The sequence below is a fragment of the Candidatus Jettenia sp. AMX1 genome, assembly GCF_030263775.1.
GTDB classification, from domain to species: domain Bacteria; phylum Planctomycetota; class Brocadiia; order Brocadiales; family Brocadiaceae; genus Jettenia; species Jettenia caeni.
Genome location: NZ_SZPP01000007.1, coordinates 58,148 through 79,104, shown reverse-complemented (window position 1 = coordinate 79,104; position 20,957 = coordinate 58,148). Strand labels below are relative to the sequence as shown.

Here is a 20,957-nt window from a genome sequence, read left to right as displayed (position 1 = left end):
GTACATGGCAGAAAAACCATACACACTCCTTAATCCCCCTTGGTCCCCCTTTACGAAAGGGGGAAAGCAGAGAAATCCCCCTTGGTCCCCCTTTAAAAAGGGGGGAAATATACGGTGAAATATTGATGGAAAAAAAGAAAAAAAAGGGCATTGGTTCTCAGGGAAAAACGGATAGTACGAAGGGATACAAAGGACATGTCCGTTCTGATCAGGAAAAGAAACCTGCCAGGAAGAAGCTGGAAAGAAAGGCATCTCTCCCTGTTCCGGAAGAAGAAAATTTTGAACAGAACAAGATGAATACCTCCTTTCCTATTGTCGGGATCGGTGCCTCTGCCGGTGGATTAGAGGCTTTTGAGCAATTTTTCATGCATATGCCATCAAATAGTGGGGCGGCATATGTTGTAGTTCAGCACCTCGATCCGACCCATAGCAGCATTATGGCGGATCTCCTCAAAAGATTTACGAGTATGAGGGTTGTTGAGGTAGAAGACGGGATGCACGTTGATCCTAACCGGGTCTATGTAATCCCTCCCAATAAGGATATGATTATCCAGAACGGGATTCTTAAACTCACGGTACCGATAGAGCCGCATGGTTTGAGGATGCCGATCGATCTCTTCCTCCGTTCTCTGGCGGGTGATTGTGGAGAACGGGCTATTTGTATCATTCTTTCCGGAAGCGGTACGGATGGAACCCTGGGGCTGAAGGCGATTAATGAGGCGGGAGGGTTATCCCTGGTTCAAAGCCCTGCTACAGCGAAATATGATAGCATGCCAAAGAGTGCTATAAAAACCGGTATAGCAGATTACATATTACCCCTAGAAAAAATATCAGAACAATTAGTATCCTGTATTAAGCACTTTCATCCCAAAAAGATGAAGAAGCTCTCCATGACTCACGTAATCTCTCCGGGAGCAATTCAAAAAATACTTCTTCTCTTGAAGAAAAAAACCGGGAATGATTTTTCCGCCTATAAGAAGAATACCATTTACCGGCGGATCGAACGGCGGATGAAGCTTCATGATATTGAAGACGTAGCAAATTATGTCCGATATCTTGAGGACCATCCGGATGAAGTTCAACTGCTTTTTAAGGAGTTGCTGATCGTTGTTACCAGTTTTTTCCGGGATGCAGATGCCTTTGATGTCCTGAAGAAAAAGATATTACCGGGTATTCTTGAAGACAGACCGGAAAATTATACCATCCGGGTATGGGTACCCGGATGTGCAACGGGTGAGGAAGTCTATTCTATTGCTATAGTCCTTCGGGAATATATGGATGAACTTGACCGGGAATTCAAGGTCCAGATCTTCGGTACCGATATTGATGAAAGTGCAATTAATGTTGCACGTAACGGTAGTTACCCCAGCAATATTGCCCTGGATGTAACTCCGAGGCGATTGAGACGGTTTTTTATAACGGAAGATAACTACTATCGGATCAAGAAAGAGATTCGGGAGAGCGTGGTCTTTGCCGTCCATAATGTCATTAATGACCCGCCCTTTACCAAGATGGACCTGATTAGCTGCAGGAATCTCCTGATCTATCTCGATAACGACTTGCAGAATAAAGTAATCCCCCTTTTCCAGTATAGCCTGAAACCGGGCGGTATCCTTTTTCTTGGACCTTCCGAGAGTATTGGCGGGTTTGTAAATCTGCTTGCTGTCCTGGATAAAAAATGGAAGTTTTTTAAAAGTAAGGGGACGACACTTGCGACCCATGAGATATCTTTTACGGAGCGAGACGATGCTCACGCTATCGCAAATCTGGAGAAAGGGATAAATACAGAAGAATCCAAAAGAATCAGGGAAACAAATATTGAGGAGTTAGCCCATAAAGTGCTCATGGAGAGTTTTGCACCTCCCTGTGTTATTGTTAATGCAAAGGGCGATATCCTGTATATTCACGGTCGGACGGGAAACTATTTGGAACCTGCGCATGGAGAAGCGAATTTAAACATTATTGATATGGCACGGGAAGGCATTCGGTATGAGTTACACTCTGCCATCCATAATGCCTTTAAACAAAAGAAAGCGATATTGTATGAAAAGTTAAGGGTAAAAACCAATGGCGATGTGAAAACGGTTAACCTGACCGTTAAGCCTGTCACCGAAGCAAAGACGAAACAACCCTTACTGGTGGTAATCTTTACAGATACACCCGCTAATCAGGCAGAGGTAAAAAAAGGAAAAGGAAAATCCCTAGATGCTCATGGCAGACGGATCGAGATACTGGAATGGGAGTTAAAATACACGAAAGATGATCTTCAGGCTACCATTGCAGAACTCCAGGCATCGAATGAAGAGCTGAAATCCCTCAACGAGGAAATGCAATCCACCAATGAGGAATTACAAAGCACCAATGAGGAACTGGAAACATCCAAAGAAGAACTCCAGTCGGTGAATGAGGAACTTATTACCGTGAATTCCGAATTGCAATCCAAAATTGAGCTGCTCTCCCGGAGTGAAAATGATATGAAGAATCTGCTGGATAGCATAAAATTAGGCACGATTTTCCTGGATAGCAATCTATTCATCAAACGGTTTACGGTCGAGGCTACCAAGGTGTTTAATCTGATCCCGTCTGATATCGGGCGCCCGATTGGTCATATTGTATCAAATCTGGAGTATGAGAATCTGACGGCAGATGTGCACCTGGTACTCGATAAACTGGTTACGAAAGAGATTGAAGTACAGACAAAGGATAATCATTGGTACCTGATGCGGATCATGCCGTACAGAACACAGGAAAATGTAATCGATGGTGTTGTAGTTACTTTTACGGATATAGATCAGATTAAAAGGACGGAAGATAGTCTGAGAAAATTGAATGTGAATATTGAGAATGCCCGTAAGCTTGCCGAAGGTATCATTGAGACAACGCGTGAGTCTTTTATTGTACTCGATTCCAGCCTGCGTGTAGTAATGGTAAACCAGTCCTTTTGTAAAATGTTTCACGTGAGTGAAGATGAAACTACGGGAAAGTATCTTTACGATCTGGGGAATAATCAGTGGAATATATCGGGACTCAGAAAGCTCCTGGAAGATATTTTGCCGAAGAATACCTCCTTTGAAGGTTATGAGATAGTCTGTAATTTTCCTCAAATGGGAAAAAGAACCCTATTATTGAATGCCCGCAGGATTATCTATAAAGGGGAAAAACCAGAACTGATTCTCCTCTCCTTTGAGGATGTTACAGATCAGAAACAGTCAAAAGGTTCAGGAATAAAATCGTAATGATTAATGAGGCCCTCGGCAACTTTTTTATAGCACCCCTGTAGGGGGTGAATGGAAATGAACGCTGTCAGGGTTCTAAACCCTGACAGTGTTCTGTGTGATTTCACAAACATTGAAATTCCTAAACATTACATAAGGTCTTCGGCAACTTTTATAATTTGATATCATGAAATGGCAGTTACTCAAAATACCGTTGGAACGTAAGGATGTTATGGATAAGGACTGTAGCAGTATCATGTCATGGTGAAGGAGGGGCAACTGAAGCAACATAATCCCCCTTGGTCCCCCTTTAAAAAAGGGGGAAAAATGTATGAGTGTTGAGAAAAGGGGGAGAGCTTCTCTAATCCCTTTAAAAAACCCTTCAGGGGCGCTGGGTTAGATGGCCCTGACGGGGAGAGTTTCCCTAATCCCTTTAAAAAAACAGGGGAAATTTCCTTTTATATCTCCCCCTTTTCTAAAGGGGGATCAAGGGGGATTACCTCTCCTCTGCTTTGCTCTTATATCCGGCTTGCCTGCAATGCCTTTAATACGTGGCCTTTTCGGACGATTCCCATGTCAGATTTGTCCCTTAATTTTGAGTAATCATATGAAATGTAGGGTAATCTTGTAGGTTCGCCGATAAGGTATTAAAAGTCATTACTCTATGTTAATGAAATTGGATATTTTGGCTTTTTTACAAGGCTGAAATGGGGTCTTTTTATTGTTATGGTCTTACATTTGAGTGGATTAAGATGTTTTGAATTTATATTAGGGGTAAGAGAAATACCAAACGGTTTTTCGCTGGTTCAATCGGGGACGATTGAACCAGCGAAAAAGCGAAGGGATCAAAAAGCGAAGGGATCAAAAAGCGAAGGGATCAAAAAGCGAAGGGATCAAAAAGCGAAAGTTACCAATATCTTAACTTATATGAACAAAAAGAAATCTCAAAAGAAAGAAGATAACAGTCTGCGCCGTCGCGCTGAAGAAATATTGGAAGAGAAAGATACAGAATTACAAAAAATACCGTCACGGGATATTAAAAAACTCATCCATGAGTTGCAAGTATATCAAATTGAACTGGAAATGCAAAATGAAGAACTTCGGAAGGCGCAGTCCAGAATTGAAGAGTCCCGGAGTAAATACGTAGATCTGTACGATTTTGCTCCGGTAGGGTATTGTACGATGGACAGGAATGGGGTAATTGTTGAGGCAAACCTTACCTTGAGTAGTCTCTTGAGTGTTGAAAGAAAGTTATTACTCCGTAATCCTTTTTCTCTGTTTGTTGCAAAGGGGTTTAAGAGTTACTTTTATCGTCATTTGCAAGAGGTTTTTTTAAACGGTAACAAGCATATGTGCGAATTGAATATGATGGGAAAGGATGGCACACCATACTCGGTATTTTTGGAAAGTATTGCGATTAAGGACAGTAAAGGAACGGAGTTCTGTCGGTCGGTCATCAGCAATATTACCGATCGAAGGCAGGCAGAAGAGGCACTGCGTATCAGTGAAAGCACATATCGGTTGCTCATGGATAGTCTTCCCCAGCACATATTTTATAAAGACAGAAATTTTGTTTATCAATCGTGCAATAAAAGTTTAGCAGACGATTTGCATATCAAGCCGGATGAAATCCGGGGGAAAACCGATTATGATCTCTATCCGGCAGAACGTGCAATGAAATATCGTATGGATGATATAAAATTGGTGAAATCAGGAAGGACTCAGGAGACGGAAGAGACCTATATCAGGGAGGGAAAAGAGTGCATCATCCATATCGTGAGGACCCCGGTAAAAGATGAAAAAGGGGATGTTATGGGTATCCTGAGTATTTCCTGGGATATTACCGAAAAAGTTCTCTTGCAGAAAGAGGCTGAGCATACCAGGCACTTAGCGGCATTGGGTGAATTGGCAGCGGGAGTGGGACATGAGATTAATAATCCGATAACCGGGATTATTAATTGTGCCCAGATATTGCTGAATAAGAGCAGTGAAGGGAGCAGGGAAAAGGATATTGCGGGCCGAATTAAAAAAGAAGGTGACCGCATAGCCACGATAGTCAGCCGCCTTCTTATGTTTACCTGGCCTATAAATCAGGAGAGAAAGAGCAAGGTTAAGACCTGTGATATTATAAAAGATACGCTGATTTTATCCGAGGCACAACTACGAAAAGAGGGTATTCACATCCGGGTAACTATTCCTCAAAACCTGCCTGAATTACATACCCACCCCCAGCAGCTCGAACAGGTATTTCTCAATATTATCAGTAATGCCCGATATGCCCTGAACCAAAAATATCCGGAAACCCATGATAATAAACTCCTCGAAATTACGGGTGAAGAGATAACGATAGATGATCTTCGCTACGTCAGGATTACCTTTTACGATCACGGTACGGGTATACCTGCCGGGATAAAAGATAAGGTAATGACCCCCTTTTTTACCACAAAACCGAGAGGTATAGGAACGGGATTAGGGTTGAGCATAAGCCACGGTATCATCAATGACCACGGTGGCAAGCTTCTGATTGAGAGTGTGGAGGGAAAATTTACCAAAGTTTTCATCATCCTTCCGGTGATATCTTAAGGTTGAAAGTCCGATGTAGGGCAAGGTTTTAGAGACTGCCCGGAAAGCCCTCCAGAGTGCTCTGTTAGGAGCTAATAAATATATTATGTATAGGAATTTCAAAGTTTTTCGTTATACCGTTTCATAATGTAGGGGCGGGTTTCAAACCCGCCCCTATGGTGCTTGAATTGTGGTATGTTCGATTTGTACTATAAGTTTACCTGATAAGGTATTAAAAGCCATTATCCAATGATAAAGAAAGTGGGTATTCGGGCTTTTTGCAAGGCTGAAGCCTTACCCTACGTATTTATTTGTAAGTCCTGAGTATTCATTTGCAAGGTTGTTGGGAATATGTTTTGCGTTGTAGTGGGTTTAGATGCTTTAATTATTAACTTGCCTTTTGTACCATTTCGATACAAAATATATAAGAATATCCAGACAGGATATAGATAAATTCATGAGAATTATGGTATATCCTGGTTTACAATCTCATGTAAGGATGTGTTCGGTTTCATCTTTTGGATACTATAGTCCGTAGAATAACGAAATCGATTCGGTCTGTTGTGTTGACGAGTCTGCCAGGGAATGACAAAGCCCAGACCTTTTATTCATCCCTTGAGATACCGTGTTGTAGTTCTTTTAACTAGGTCGCTTACTATAATGTTATTGTGTAAAAGCTATGAGTTATTGCATGATAAAAATTATAACACAATCTCAGAAAAAAAGGAAGTTTACTCTATAAATTGATGAAAATTATAATACATACGAGAAAGTACTGAAATGGCGATCCAGTGGAAGAAGTCAGTATGCCCGTATTGCGGTATAGGGTGCGGGTTAATGGTAGGTATTGAAGAGGGAAAGGTCGTTAACATCCACGGAATGAAGGAGCATCCCGTTAACTGTGGCGAATCCTGCACACTTGTGCATAATTTCGCGCCTCTCTTTACTGACAGGGACAGATTGACACAGCCTATGATTCGCCGTAATGGTACCTTACTGCCCGTTACGTGGGATGATGCCATTATGTATGTTGCCCATGAATTTCATCGTATCATTCGGGAATACGGACCAGGTGCAATTGCCTTCTACGGTGGAGCTGCCGCTTTTAATGAAGAATACTATCTCATAAATAAACTCATGAAGGGATATATTGGCACAAATCATGTGGAGTGTACCTCCCGCTTATGTATGGCAAGTACCGCAATGGGATTTATTTCTACCTTCGGCGCTGATGCCCCGCCTACCTGCTATGCCGACATCGAAGAGGCAGACCTGTTTCTTATTGCCGGCATGAATATGGCAGTATCATTGCCTGTTATATTCAACCGTGTGTGCGCTGCGAGGAAAGCCAAAGGCGCCAGGACTATTGTTATTGATCCCCGGAAAACAGAAACTACTGCCATTGCAGATGTCCATCTTCAAATCAGGCCTGGCACTGATGTTGCTCTTAATAATGCCCTGGCCTATATTCTTCTTGAAGAAGGTTTTGTGCACGAAGAGGAGGTAGCGCACTATACCACCGGGCTTGATGATTTAAAATTGATATTAAAAGAATATTCGCCATCGCGCGTTGCCAGGATTACGGGTTGTACACAAGAGCAGATCTTCAAGGCTGCGCATCTCATCGGTCATGCGAAAGCAATGCTAACCTTTTGGCTTCAAGGTTACAACCAGTCAACCCAGGCGGTCTTCAAAAATAATACGTTACACAATTTATCATTATTGACAGGGAATTTTTGTCGTCCCGGGGCTGGCCCATTATCTATTGCGGGCGAGTCAAATAGTTTGGGCAGCCGGTGGATGGGCGTACAGTCGCATCTTTTGCCCGGCATGCGCTTTGTTACCAATCCCGTGCATCGGCAAGAGATCGCTGATTTTTGGGGCATTCCGGCTGAAAAAATTCAATCCACTCCCGGTCGTTCTATTATTGATATTATCAAGGGACTCCATACGGGTGAAGTCCGTGCATTATGGGTTATGTCTTCCAATCCTGCAGCCTCTCTTCCTTATACCCAATGGGTAACTGAAGGGCTTGAGAAGGCAGAGTTTCTGGTCGTTCAGGATATACTTCATCCTACAGAAACAACCGTACTGGCAGACGTAATTCTCGCTGGCGCCCAATGGTCCGAAAAGACCGTTACCCTTGTCTCGTCTGAGCGGCGTATCGAGCTGGCAGAAAAGATTCTTGAGCCGCCGGGAATGGCAAAGCCTGACTATGAGATCATTTGCCTCATCGCAGGGGCTATGGGATTCAGTAAGGAATTTTCTTATACTTCGGGTGAGGAGGTGTTTGAAGAATTGAAGGAGATTACCCGCGGACGTATCTGTGATATGAACGGTGTGAGCTACGAGCGACTCAGGAATACGATAGGTCCGCAGTTGCCTTGTCCCAAAACGGACCATCCGGGTACGGCAAGGTTGTTTTCTGACATTCGGTTTCCGAGGCCGGACGGTCGCGCTGCGCTGCTTGCCCGGGATTATAGGAAACTAGCCGAAACGGCTGATGATGATTATCCTTTTATCCTTATCACTGGTCGCCTTGCCAGTCAATTCAATACCGGTACCCGTACCCGCCGCATTAAAAAGCTTACCGATATTGAACCAAATAATTTTGTGGAGATTCATTCCGCAGATGCTCAACGTCTCGGAATTATTGAAGGGGATGAGGTTGAAATGGCCTCACGTCGGGGTAGTATTCGATGTATTGTCCATATTAAAGACCATGTACTCGAAAGTAATGTCTATATGAATTTATGTTGTGGTAATTCACCTTTGTCCGAAGATGATAAACAAGTCAATTTTGTTTGCAATACGGTTTATGATGCTCATTCCAAACAGCCTGAGCTGAAGTGCTGCGCCGTTAAGATAACGAAAGTTGCATCAATATGAACCATACAAGTTGTAGGGGCAGGTTTTAAACCTGCCCCTACCTGATGTTAAAGAGTAAAAGAATAACAATGGAGCATTTCTCCTTAAGGTATCTATAATTCCTTTAGCATAGGGTAATGTGGCTCTTAATACCCTATCGGCAAACCGAAAGGTTTGCCTCACATATGGGAACTGAAGGGTAAAAATTCATACAGTGGAAAATTTCATGATTGGACAGGATAAAAAAAAGAACAAAGAGCTTGCCCAGCATACCATTAAATTTTTTGAGAAGCTGCTGCGGGCATCAAGTGATGGAATTGTGATTACCGATGCAGCGCATAATATCATTGTTGTCAATGAGGCGTTCTGTGATTTCTTTGGACGGCAACATCGTGAGGTCATCGAAACAGATCTGTTCTTTTGGTTAGAACAACTTGGTACCAGTAGTCTCAAACGCTGGGCTGAAATGGAGAGCCATGTCCATAGTGAAGGCTCATGTCATGATACAGAATTTACCCTGATGGCACACGAGGGGATAAAATACTTAAGTGTCAATGCCTCTCTTATGGAAAAAGTCGGCGCCGAAGAATCTGGTACGATAATTAGTATCTGGCGGGATATTACAAAACAAAAGCGGATTGAAGAAGAGTTAAAAATCCTCAATAAGTCCCTGGAAGAGCGGATAATTGAAAAGACACTGGCGCTGATAGAATCAAACAAAGAACTTCGTGAGAAAATTGCAGAACAGAAATTGTCTGAAGAAGCGCTGCGTACGAGTGAGAGCAAGTATCGGTTGCTTCTGGAGAATCTTCCCCAGAGAATCTTTTATAAAAATAAAGACTCAATGTATATATCCTGTAATGAGAATTATGCCGGGGATATACGCATCAAACCGGATGAAATCCGGGGAAAGACGGATTATGATTTCTTTCCGAAGGCGCTTGCTGAAAAATACCGGGCAGATGACAAGAGAATTATGGAATCAGGGAAAGCTGAGGAGATTGAGGAAAAATACGTCAAAGATGGGCAGGAATATATTATCCATACCGTGAAAACTCCTATGAAAGATGAAAAGGGCGCTATCATCGGCATATTGGGTATCTTCTGGGATATCACGGAAAAGATAGCTATGGAGAAGGAGGCTATACGCTCCAGACATCTGGTATCACTGGGTGAACTGGCGGCAAGTGTTGCTCACGAAGTGAATAATCCCATAACCGGTGTTATCAACTACGCCCAGATACTGTGTAATAAAAGCACTGAGGGAAGCAAGGAAAAAGATATAGCGAACCGGATTATCAGGGAAGGCGACCGTATAGCAAGCATAGTTCAAAGCCTTCTTTCTTTTGCCAGGATCAGTGATAAAAAAGAGAAAAAGAGTATCATCAGTGTTCATGAAATATTATCTGACACCCTTATCCTGACAAAGGCGCAGTTGCGGCAAGAGGGTATCAGAATAAAATTAGATATTCCTCAAAGATTACCTGAAATAGTTGCAGACCCCCAACAAATACAGCAGGTATTTTTGAATGCCATAAGTAATGCACGATATGCCTTAAATCAAAAATATCCGGAGACGCATGACAACAAAATCCTCGAGGTCTTAGGCGAAGAGATGACTATAGATAATCAACAATGTGTAAAAATTACCTTCTATGATCATGGTACGGGTATACCTGCTGAGATACGAGACAAGATAATGGACCCGTTTTTTACCACAAAGCCCCGTGGCAAGGGAACAGGTTTGGGATTAAGCATTAGTCAGAGTATTATACAAGATCATCATGGTAAACTCACCATCGAGAGTATTGAAGGTGAGTTTACCAAAGTTGCAATTATTTTTCCGAATTAAGATTTTTAAAATTAGCATACGATATATTGTGCTTGTAAATATGATATGAACAATAAATGGTATCCTTAAAATTCTTAATTACATTCTCGGACAACCTGTTTAGCCTTGCACACCCCCGCTTGAATACCCGCACAGGGACAAGCACCTCTAAAGGGTTACCCTGCAATCCAACGATTCCAGGCAAGAATTTTAATAGACCCTTATTTTAATAGATTCTTAAGTAACTTGGTTATATCATATTACGATAGTTTTGATTTGATTATGGAGTAGTTTGTGTTATTATAAGGGAACTTAATCAAGTTGGCGCTTGTTCTACCACCATAGAAATGATTATGTTAGAAATATTTAAGGTATAAAAAAGTAAATACATAGTGTATAATTAGCACTAATAGTGAATAATTTTTATTTGGTTTACTGGAGAAGGAAATGGTTAATTTTAAAATTTCTATGAGAGAGATCAGACATCAAACTTACCTTCAAAGGTTTTTAGAAGGGAGGGGGATGATATGAAGGCTAAAATTCTTATTATCGATGACGAAGAAAACATCAGATTTACCTTTGAGAGTTTTCTTTCGGACGAGGGGTATGATGTAAAAACTGCCAGCAATTACCATGAGGCAATAAACTCGATCGGTACCTCTGATTTTGATTTAATTTTTGCTGATATTATCCTGGAAGGTAAAACCGGAATTGACATTCTAAAAAAAGTTAAGGAAAAAAAACTTGCATGTCCGGTTGTTATGATTACCGGGGCTCCTAATATCGAAACATCCTTAGATGCGCTGAGATTAGGCGCCTTTGACTATATTCTCAAACCGGTGCGGCAGGAAACCCTCCTGCACGTTACCGAAAAGGCATTACAGCACAAAGTATTGGTGGATGAAAAGGAACGATATCGATCAAACCTCGAGGCAATCTTTAGCAGTGTCAAAGATGCAATTGTTACCGTAGATAAGGAATTGATTGTGCTTGAGGTTAACGAAGCAACAAAAGGTATGTGCAATTTATCCCGCAACGCAATTGGAAAACCCTTCGCTTCCTTTCCGAAATATTGCAATGAAGAGTGTCTCCATGCACTTGAGAAAACCATTCAAACAAAACAACCGGTAGAAATATATCGCCTGGAGTGTAAACATGAGCTTCGTCCACACCAGGTGGTAAATGTTACGACATATCCTCTCCTGTACAATAAAAGTATATTTGCCGGGGCAGTGCTGGTAATAAGAGACGAGACGCACCTGGTAGATCTTGAGCGGGATATGAAGGAACGTCAACAGTTACATAATATCGTAGGCAAGAGTGATAAAATGCAAACGATTTATTCCCTCATAGAAAACTTATCGGATGTTCAGACAACCGTCCTCATTACGGGAGAAAGCGGAACCGGCAAGGAGTTAGTTGCTGAGGCGCTCCATTATAAAGGGGGAAGGGATAAGAAGCCCTTTGTAAGGGTAAACTGTTCAGCTTTATCGGAGAATTTGCTTGAGAGTGAGCTTTTTGGACACGTGAAAGGCGCTTTTACCGGTGCTGTCAGCAATAGAGTGGGCAGGTTTGAAAAGGCAAATGGTGGAACCATTTTTTTAGATGAAATAGGCGATATTACACCCCGTACACAACTGCAGCTCTTGAGAGTATTACAGGAAAGAGAGTTTGAAAAAGTTGGCGATTCAACTCCCATTAAAGTGGATGTTCGCGTCATTGCTGCTACGAACCAGAATCTGAAGGAAAAAATCGAGCGCGGTGAATTCCGGAAAGATCTTTACTATCGTCTCAAGGTTGTTGAAATAACCTTGCCACCATTAAGAGATCGTCGGGAGGATATACCGCTCCTGGTGAATTTCTTTTTAAATAAGTTCAATAAAAAATTAAATAAAGAGATTACCGGTATTTCTTCCGATGTTCAAAAGATATTCATGGAATATCAATGGCCTGGCAATGTCAGAGAGCTGGAGCATATCATAGAGCATGCCTTTGTCCTTTGCCATCAGGATACCATAACCGTGAATCATCTTCCGCCTGATTTAAAGGAATTTCTCGGGCAAAAAATCTCTTTCCTTGGAGATATGAAAGTTGATGAACCAAAGGCAATTCTTCAGGCGCTGAAAAAGACCTCATGGAATAAGGTCATGGCTGCGCATCTGCTCGGTATGAGCCGAAGAACTATTTATCGGAAAATCCATAATTACAAGATAAAGATGAGGGATTCATAGTATATAAAAGCTGTCTCCATCGAAAATGAGGTGTAAGAGTATCCATTCCTCAGGAAACAGGTTTTAGTAATACCGTTACTGCCAGGGCGTTATTTCTTTTCCTACGAAATTCTCTATCCAGCATGGACAGACCATTCCCTGTTTAAAGGCCTAACAGTATAAGGTTTGTCCATGCCACCTCAAAGAACAAAGATATGGGTAATGACGGGCCTGACATCGAATCGGTAAGCTGATCAAAATCTTTACCTGTCTGACATTCGAGTTTTGGATTTGCATAATCTACGATAGTCCTCCCTGTCATTCCCGAATGCCTTTATCGGGAATCCAGTGTGCAGAAGGAAAGTTCAATTTACAAAATTGAACCCGCAAGGGGTATAGGTAAATAACATTCCCCGGCTTACCTCTTTCCCATGAGTTATACCGTTTTGTGCCATGTCGCATTCTCGCAATGACACATCTTTGTGACGTGGCACGTTTTTTTAATGTATCATATGGACTATTTCATTACGTGCCAATTAATTCGATTAAATTTCAATTATACCAGCAATAAAGTAGCTCTTTGGACAAAAACGACTCAAGGAGTGTTACTGATCTCGTATGAGAGTCTGAGGAGAGAGAATGTTTTCCATGTATAATTTTCAAAATAAAAGAATTTACAGGCATCTCACAATAAAAATTTAATTATTCTTTGCTCCTTATATACCATTGGCACAATTTTTTCTATATAAGCTGTGTAGAAAAATTAAAAGTATCTTTTGAAGAGTATATAGTTTGTTTTAATCTTAGGGAGGATTGATGAAGGCAAAAATTCTTGTAATCGATGACGAAGAAAGTATCCGTTTTACCTTTGAAAGATTCCTTCAGGATGAGGGATATGAGGTAATTGCTGTCAAAGATTATAATGAAGCTTTACGAAAGGTCTTGGATTCAAATTTTGATTTAATATTTGCAGATGTTATCCTGGAGAACAATACAGGGATTGATTTCCTGAGAGAAATCAGAAAGAAAAGTTTTAATTCTCCGGTTGTTATGATAACGGGAAGCCCCAATATCGAGACTGCATCCGATGCCCTCAGATTGGGCGCTTTTGATTATATTCCAAAGCCTGTGCGCCAGGAAACCTTGTTGCGCATTACCAAAATAGCATTGCAGCACAAGGAGTTAGTCGATGAAAAGGAGAAGTACCGGTCAAATTTAGAGGCCATTTTCAGTAGCGTCAAAGACGCAATTATTACGGTAGATAAGGAACTGCTTGTACTTGAAATTAATGAAGCGGCAAAAGGCATTTGTAATTTATCACGGGATGCTATCGGTCAGCCGTTAGGCTCCATATCAAAATTCTGCAACGGACAGTGTCTCAATGCGCTTGAGGAAACGATTAAGGAAAAACAGCCGGTAGAAATATATCGTTTAGAATGCAAACATAAATTCCATTCGCAACAGGTTGTGAACGTTACCACCTATCCGCTCCTGGATAATAAAGGCGTATTTTCCGGGGCAATATTAGTGGTGCGGGATGAGACACATCTGGCAGATCTTGAGCGGGATATGAAAGAGCGTCAGCAATTTCATAATATCATAGGAAAAAGTGAAAAGATGCAGTTGATTTACTCTCTGATGGAAAACCTGGCAGATGTGCAAACAACAGTTCTGGTTACCGGAGAAAGTGGAACAGGCAAGGAGTTGGTTGCTGAGGCGCTCCATTATAAAGGCGAGCGTAATAATAAGCCTTTTGTTAAGGTAAACTGCTCGGCTTTATCAGAGAATTTGCTTGAGAGTGAGCTTTTTGGACACGTGAAAGGCGCTTTTACCGGCGCTGTTCAGGATAGAATCGGCAGGTTTCAAAAGGCAAATAGCGGAACTATCTTTTTAGATGAGATAGGAGACATATCACCCCGGATGCAATTACAGCTCTTAAGGGTATTGCAGGAAAGGGAATTTGAGAGGGTTGGAGACTCGACGCCTATCCGTGTGGATGTCCGGGTTGTTGCTGCTACCAATCAAAATTTAAAGGAAAAAATACGGCGCGGTGAGTTCCGTGAGGATCTGTATTACCGTCTGAAGGTAGTAGAAGTGAATTTACCACCATTAAGAGACCGGAGGGAGGATATACCACTCCTGGTTAATCATTTCTTAAATAAGTTCAATAAGAAGTTAACGAAGGAAATTGTAGCAGTTTCTTCCGATGTTCAAAAGATATTCATGGAATATCAATGGCCTGGTAATATCAGGGAACTGGAGCATACCCTTGAACATGCGTTTATTCTTTGTCGCCAAAAGACCATTACCGTTAATCACTTACCAAGTGCGTTTAAGGATTTTGTTGGAACAAAGACATCCTTTCTGGAAGATATGAAGATTGATGAGCCTCAGGCCATCCTTCAGGCATTGAAAAAAGCATCATGGAATAAAGCAATGGCAGCCCGCTTATTGGGAATGAGCCGACGTACCATATACCGAAAAATTCATGATTACAAAATAAAAATACAGGACTTATAACCATTCCTTAGCCTATATCTTCCTCACGTATATGTGTCATGTCACAGTATGTGACAAGACACTTCTGTACCATGTCACACCTCATGTTGTTAAATATGTACGATAATCTGATCTTGAAAGTGTCTGTAGATAGTTTTATCTATTTATTACAAAATGAGATAAGAACAGTCTATTCCGGTGATATATAATGAATTCATGACGAAATTCATCGTGTAGGTTAAGAGTCAATTCTGGCTAAATGTTGTGCCATCTTACCCATGATTCAGGGTTATCGATCATGTTGGAAAAATCATACTTATGTAACCTTATGATTTAGTATCTTGTAGCACAAAAGGTATGGAAGGCCTGTCCCTACAGTACAGTAAATGAAATTTCATAAGGTTATATATTAGTTGGATTTATGTACATACCATATTGAAATTCTGTCAAAATCTAGTGCTTTAAATTAACGATGTAAAGCCTTTTTCTTTTCTCTATTTCCTCTTTGCGTTTGTACATTAATGGCCTGTTTTTTGCTTAAAACTACGAGAAGTAAGCTGCGTTTTAATAAAAACTTAAGAACATGTATAGGAATTTCAAATTTAGCCACGAATGTTCACGAATAGACACGAATATTATGAAAATAAAAGATTTGTGCTCATTTCGTGTTCATTCGTGGCCTAAAAGAGTGTCCGAATGCCTAATTTAACGTATAGGAATTTCAATATGTGTTGTAGGGTCGAAGCATTTGTCGTTATTGGCCTAAAATACTATGTATACGTTGAACGGCAAATGCTTCGCCCCCTACGCTTGGCCGCAAAATAAAAGTCGCCAAAGACCTAATTTAATGCATAGGAAATTCAAACAAAGAGTTCCTCCCCCTTGAGGGGGGAGGTTAGGTGGGGGTGAAGGAAAAGGACAACCACCCTCCCCTGGCCCCTCCCATCAAGGGAGGGGAAAAGGTCGCCGAAGGTCTAGTTTATTTGTTATTAAGCGTATGATACTGGTAGATTATCAAAGTTCCGGTAAGAAAAATACCTTTATTGTCCTGTTTTGTATATTGGAGATTTCAGATTGGAGATATCAAAATTTATTTATACATTGACTGAAAATGAACAGGCAAGGCTATTGCTCGCTGGCTTGAATGACCTTGCGTATATCTATGATACAGAGGGAAATATTGTATTTGTAAACAAAGTATTTGAGAAGCTGACAGGACATAAAGCGGAAGAATTCTTTGGAAAACCATTCACGTCCCTTTTTGAAGAAGATGATATAAAAAAGGCACTGGATACTTATACAAGAACGCTTCAGGGGGAGAGCCCACACTATGAAATCTATTTTAGAAATACAAAAGTATTCTGTGAGTATAAAAATTCTCTTTTGACAGATGAGAGGGGAAATATAATTGGAGTTGCTGGTATTGCCAGAGATATTACCCTTCGTAAGGAACGCGAAGAAGAGTTGAAAGCACTTAACAAATCTTTAGAAAAACGGGTAGTTGAACATTCAACAAAACTTATGAAGATAAATGAAGAATTAACAGAAGAAATGAACGATCACAAACGGATAGAGGCGGAATTCAAACAAGATATTGAGAAGTTACAGAGGTCTTTAAGGATAATTATTCATATCCTTGCCTCTGCGATTGAGTCGAAAGACATCTTTGCGGTTGATCACCAAAAACGTGTAACCCGGCTTGCCCGATGTATAGCAGAAGAGATGGGTCTTTTAAAGGACAGGGTTGATAGTATCTGTTTGGCAGCCGCTCTCCATGATATAGGAAAAGTGTCTGTGCCGGCAGAGATCCTTGGAAAAGTTGAGCAGCTTACCGAGAGCGAGTTGAATGTGCTTAAGGCTCATTCGAGGGTAGGCTATGATATAGTAAGAGAAATAGAATTTCCTTCCCCTGTTGCTCAAATTGTGCTTCAGCATCATGAAAGAATTGATGGTTCCGGATATCCTATGCGTCTGACAAGTAAAGATATACTTTTGGAAGCCAAGATTTTAAGTGTGGCCGATGTTGTAGAGGCGATATCCTTTCCTCGTCCTTATCGGTCAACCTTTGGTCTGGATAATGCGCTGGAGGAGATCTCCCGAAACAAGGGCATTCTTTACGATTTTAATGTGGTGAACGCCTGTCTGACTGTTTTTCATGAAAAAGGATTTACCTTTGAACAGGAATTATACTCAAATGTAAAACTTCTCGACGATGTTTTATTGAGGAGATAATTTTGTTGTCTAATAGCGGGACACAGATTAACACAGATAAGTACAAAATGTAGCGAAAGTTGATCTTGGGTTGTATGCAAATGTAGGGAACATACGGAACCTTAAACATGTCATTGCGAGGGGTATTTCCCGAAGCAATCTCTTTTGAAATGTCTAAAGGATTACTTCGGACAATACCCCTCGCAATGACACAGCCCCATGCAGTTGAACCGATACAAACCGTATTATCATGAATTCTATTGACAGTGTACCGGGCGGATCAGAACGTTCGGTATCGTCGTATTTTGTAACACAAGTTTAAAGTCTGGAGTACCTTCGAAAGAGGATAATAGTACATGAGAACCAATAAATTCTTTGTATGTCCAAACTGTGGTAATATCAAAAAATTTAAAGTATTTACGAGTAATTTTCAAATAGTTACACAATCCCCGGAATTAGGAATACGCATGAATGAAAGCGGTGTTTTGCCTAATTTGCGGCAGGCGGATAATTATATTGAGTGTCAACTGTGTTTTAAAAAATCAGAATACGACGCAGCAGTAAACCTTGGTGAGAAATATATCAAAGACATATCAAATCAGTCCAGGGAATTAAGGCGGTATACTGAGATGTAAAAAGTAGCTAATTTGGCAAAGCAAAATGTATGCTATACATACAGTGCTGTATGATTTAAAAACAGATAAATATGCATATAAAGATTTTATTTTAGAATACTTATGATAATTTATAAGTAAAACAGTATGAATAACATACAGGCAGTACAAGTGAAAATTTCTCTTTATGGAAAAGGGATACTACAATAAACTAAATATATGTAGTGTAATAAGTTATATTTTAAATAGTTATATATTATTCTTATAAAAATTTTCACATAAGGCATTTCCTGGCAAGTACATTGCTAATGATGGGATGGCAATGTTATACAGCATTAAAAATAATTTTGCATGATATCTTGTGTTTGGTGTCTGTTTGAAGAAATATACAAGATTAATGAAAGATGCAATGAAACTGCTTGAGAACTATAAAAAAATAAGAGTTGTGAATAAAGTGTTAAATATAGCGCCAAATCATATGAAGATGAAAGTAAATCATTATGCCCTTGTTGAAACATTTGTAGATGCTATTATATCGGCAAATCAGGAAGGGTGTATTGTTTATTGTAACCCTGCAGCAAAAAAGATGTTTGGATATCAGGAAGAGATCATTGGTTGCGATATTACTATCCTTATGCCTGAACGATATCGGCTAAAATATCAAATAGGTATGACGAAGTACATAAATACAGGGCTAACAAGGATTATGGGACAAACCATAGAGTTAGTTGGTTTAAAGAAGGATGGTATTGAATTTCCCATAGAGTTATCTGTATCGGCATGCATGGTTGATAATCGATATTTTTTTACCGGTATTATCCGGGATATTACTGAAAGAAAGTGTACGGAGTTTAAACTCCTCGAGTCTAATAGGAAATTACAAGAACTTTCTATTAAGGATAGTTTAACGAATTTATATAATCGGCGTCATACTTTTCATGTAATGGAAATTGAATTCAACAGGGCAAAAAGATATCAAAAATCTCTCTCATGTTTAATGATCGATATAGATTATTTTAAAAATATCAATGATCTCTATGGTCATCCCTTTGGAGATAAAGTACTCGTACATTTTTCCTCCTTTTTACTCAATATGATACGCTCTACCGATATAGTTTCCCGATATGGAGGTGAGGAGTTTCTTGTTATTCTTCCCGATGTAGATATAAAGGGTGCTATGGACTTTGCTGAAAGATTACGGGAGGCCGTGTCTAAACATACTATAGAGGATAAAGAAAGGAATATAAATGCAGCATTGAGCATCAGTGTTGGAGTCAGCTCTTTTACAGATAGTACACTTAATAAAGAAGAAATAATAAGCCAGGCAGATAAAGCCCTTTACGAGGCCAAGCGATCGGGAAGAAATAGAGTTTGCTGTATTCAAACTTGTAAGACTGTTTAAAAAGAATAACGGTATCCGTATCTTCAAAACACTAAGGGGAGCACAAAACGTGGAGGCGCAAGATTGTGCGTCTCTCCAGAGGAATGAACTCCATATGCATCAAGCTAACATGAGGAAACGGTGAAGAATAACAAACCATCCATAATCCCCCTTTAGAAAAAGGGGAAATCTCTCGTTCCCCCCTTTTCTAGCTTATCATTTACCCACATCTTTCTCTTTCGTACACCCTATATTCCATAAGAAGTAAGCGATAAGTGGGCAGATATTCTCGTTCCAAAGGAAGAACAGGGTGGCACTGACAAACTCTGTTTGTCAGTGTGGTGTATTCCCTATCTACGGATGTATTCAAACAACACGGACAAAAGATCCCCGTGTTCAAGACATACGGGGACATGGTTTGTCCGTGCCATCCTGTTTCGTCTTATCGCACTACTCAAACTTACCTCTTTTTTGACTTGTGGGTAAAGATAAGTTTTTAAAGGGGAGGTTAGGGGCATATGCATCAAGCTAACATGTGGAAACGGTGAAGAATAACAAATCACCCATAATCCCCCTTGGTCCCCCTTTAGAAAAGGGGGAAATGCATAATCTCCCTTAGTCTCCCTTTAGAAAATGGGGAAAAGTTTGATATGTTTGATCAGACAAACTTTTCTCAAGAGGAAATCTTTCCTCCTTTCCCCTCTTTTTTAAAGGGGGGTTAGGGGGGATTAGAGGGGTGCATGAACACATATTACTCTTTTTCCAGGGAAATACTTTTTTTTCAGGGATAGCAAACCTAAAAGTTTTTCCTATACAATTGAATTTCCTAAACATTTGTCATTCCCGAATGTCTGTATCGGGAATCCAGACTCCATTCCCGTTTTTCTTCCGCTTTTCTTCCTCATGCCGGGATTTCCAAGATCAGATTATCGTTCGAATATCAGGTTCCATAATAATAATGCAAGCCTGAAGAGCTGCATGATTATAGAGAATGCACTACGGGAGGATTTTAAGCAGTTGAAATTGTCATTGACATTAATTTTGTAAACTTGTAAAATGCCGTTTTCTCAGTAACAGATACTTGTATGATAAGTAGTTACAATAATTCCCATTATTGCATGGAATACGTATGTACATTGGCATTGATATAATAGAAATAAAACGTATTGAAAGGTTATTTTCTTCTAATGAGGGTTTTTTGAGGAAAATTTATACGGAAAAAGAAGTAGAATACTGTAATCAAAAAAAGAATAAATATCAGCATTTTGCAGCACGCTTTGCTACCAAAGAGGCTGTATTCAAGGCATTAGGGACAGGCTGGATAGGCGCTATGAAATGGACAGACATTGAGTTGTTGAACGACGAAATGGGAAAACCGTATTTGAACCTTTATGGAAGTGTAAAAGAACTGGCAAACAAAAAGAATATTAACAATATTTCTGTATCAGTATCCCATTGCCGGGATTATGCTATTGCTCAGGTATTATTAGTGCCGGGGAGTATGTGAAAATCTCAAACAGGGAGAAGTATAAAGGGTATCGGTGTGATTTTTATAGATAAGTTTTG

General features: G+C 40.3%; 11 protein-coding genes. 10 read left to right on the top strand and 1 reads right to left on the bottom strand.

The genetic code is table 11. The features are described from left to right. Positions 1–125 precede the first annotated feature (125 nt). The 5 genes from FBQ94_RS02645 (at position 126) to FBQ94_RS02625 (ending at position 12,707) form a co-directional block, all read left to right on the top strand. Positions 126–3,236, top strand: a complete 3,111-nt coding sequence (locus FBQ94_RS02645; protein ID WP_007222259.1) for a chemotaxis protein CheB — start codon at positions 126–128, stop codon at positions 3,234–3,236. A 705-nt stretch (positions 3,237–3,941) separates the two neighbouring features. Further along, positions 3,942–5,798 (top strand): PAS domain-containing sensor histidine kinase, encoded by a 1,857-nt coding sequence (locus FBQ94_RS02640; protein WP_007222260.1) that lies wholly within the window; start codon positions 3,942–3,944, stop codon positions 5,796–5,798. Positions 5,799–6,557: 759 nt separating this feature from the next. Further along, on the top strand, positions 6,558–8,666 hold the full coding sequence (locus FBQ94_RS02635; RefSeq protein WP_007222261.1) for a molybdopterin oxidoreductase family protein: 2,109 nt from the start codon (positions 6,558–6,560) through the stop codon (positions 8,664–8,666). A 205-nt stretch (positions 8,667–8,871) separates the two neighbouring features. Then, entirely contained in the window at positions 8,872–10,497 is a 1,626-nt protein-coding gene (locus FBQ94_RS02630) for a PAS domain-containing sensor histidine kinase (protein ID WP_285441968.1), read from the top strand. A gap of 506 nt (positions 10,498–11,003) precedes the next feature. After that, entirely contained in the window at positions 11,004–12,707 is a 1,704-nt protein-coding gene (locus tag FBQ94_RS02625) for a sigma-54 dependent transcriptional regulator (protein ID WP_007222263.1), read from the top strand. Between the two features lie 142 nt (positions 12,708–12,849). Here the strand turns inward: FBQ94_RS02625 and FBQ94_RS02620 are convergent, their stop codons facing one another. Then, positions 12,850–13,008, bottom strand: coding sequence for a hypothetical protein (locus FBQ94_RS02620; RefSeq protein ID WP_007222264.1), 159 nt, complete (start codon positions 13,006–13,008; stop codon positions 12,850–12,852). Positions 13,009–13,502: 494 nt separating this feature from the next. Between FBQ94_RS02620 and FBQ94_RS02615 the strand changes: the two genes are divergently transcribed. The 5 genes from FBQ94_RS02615 (at position 13,503) to acpS (ending at position 20,898) form a co-directional block, all read left to right on the top strand. Continuing rightward, positions 13,503–15,206 (top strand): sigma-54 dependent transcriptional regulator, encoded by a 1,704-nt coding sequence (locus FBQ94_RS02615; RefSeq protein WP_007222265.1) that lies wholly within the window; start codon positions 13,503–13,505, stop codon positions 15,204–15,206. 1,053 nt (positions 15,207–16,259) lie between these two features. Next, on the top strand, positions 16,260–17,417 hold the full coding sequence (locus FBQ94_RS02610; RefSeq protein ID WP_007222266.1) for an HD domain-containing phosphohydrolase: 1,158 nt from the start codon (positions 16,260–16,262) through the stop codon (positions 17,415–17,417). Between the two features lie 335 nt (positions 17,418–17,752). Next, the gene (locus FBQ94_RS02605) at positions 17,753–18,031 is read left to right on the top strand and encodes a hypothetical protein (RefSeq protein ID WP_007222267.1); all 279 of its coding nucleotides are present in this window, start codon (positions 17,753–17,755) and stop codon (positions 18,029–18,031) included. A gap of 355 nt (positions 18,032–18,386) precedes the next feature. Then, on the top strand, positions 18,387–19,412 hold the full coding sequence (locus FBQ94_RS02600) for a sensor domain-containing diguanylate cyclase (RefSeq protein WP_007222268.1): 1,026 nt from the start codon (positions 18,387–18,389) through the stop codon (positions 19,410–19,412). Positions 19,413–20,520: 1,108 nt separating this feature from the next. Continuing rightward, positions 20,521–20,898, top strand: a complete 378-nt coding sequence (gene acpS / locus FBQ94_RS02595; RefSeq protein WP_007222270.1) for a holo-ACP synthase — start codon at positions 20,521–20,523, stop codon at positions 20,896–20,898. Positions 20,899–20,957: the final 59 nt, after the last annotated feature.

What these genes read in the sequence shown, in the direction of transcription:
- FBQ94_RS02645 (WP_007222259.1), top strand. Translation starts at nt 126, where the DNA reads ATGGAAAAAAAGAAAAAAAAGGGCATTGGTTCTCAGGGAAAAACGGAT.
- FBQ94_RS02640 (WP_007222260.1), top strand. Translation starts at nt 3,942, where the DNA reads ATGGTCTTACATTTGAGTGGATTAAGATGTTTTGAATTTATATTAGGG.
- FBQ94_RS02635 (WP_007222261.1), top strand. Translation starts at nt 6,558, where the DNA reads ATGGCGATCCAGTGGAAGAAGTCAGTATGCCCGTATTGCGGTATAGGG.
- FBQ94_RS02630 (WP_285441968.1), top strand. Translation starts at nt 8,872, where the DNA reads ATGATTGGACAGGATAAAAAAAAGAACAAAGAGCTTGCCCAGCATACC.
- FBQ94_RS02625 (WP_007222263.1), top strand. Translation starts at nt 11,004, where the DNA reads ATGAAGGCTAAAATTCTTATTATCGATGACGAAGAAAACATCAGATTT.
- FBQ94_RS02620 (WP_007222264.1), bottom strand. Translation starts at nt 13,008, where the DNA reads ATGACAGGGAGGACTATCGTAGATTATGCAAATCCAAAACTCGAATGT.
- FBQ94_RS02615 (WP_007222265.1), top strand. Translation starts at nt 13,503, where the DNA reads ATGAAGGCAAAAATTCTTGTAATCGATGACGAAGAAAGTATCCGTTTT.
- FBQ94_RS02605 (WP_007222267.1), top strand. Translation starts at nt 17,753, where the DNA reads ATGAGAACCAATAAATTCTTTGTATGTCCAAACTGTGGTAATATCAAA.
- acpS (WP_007222270.1), top strand. Translation starts at nt 20,521, where the DNA reads ATGTACATTGGCATTGATATAATAGAAATAAAACGTATTGAAAGGTTA.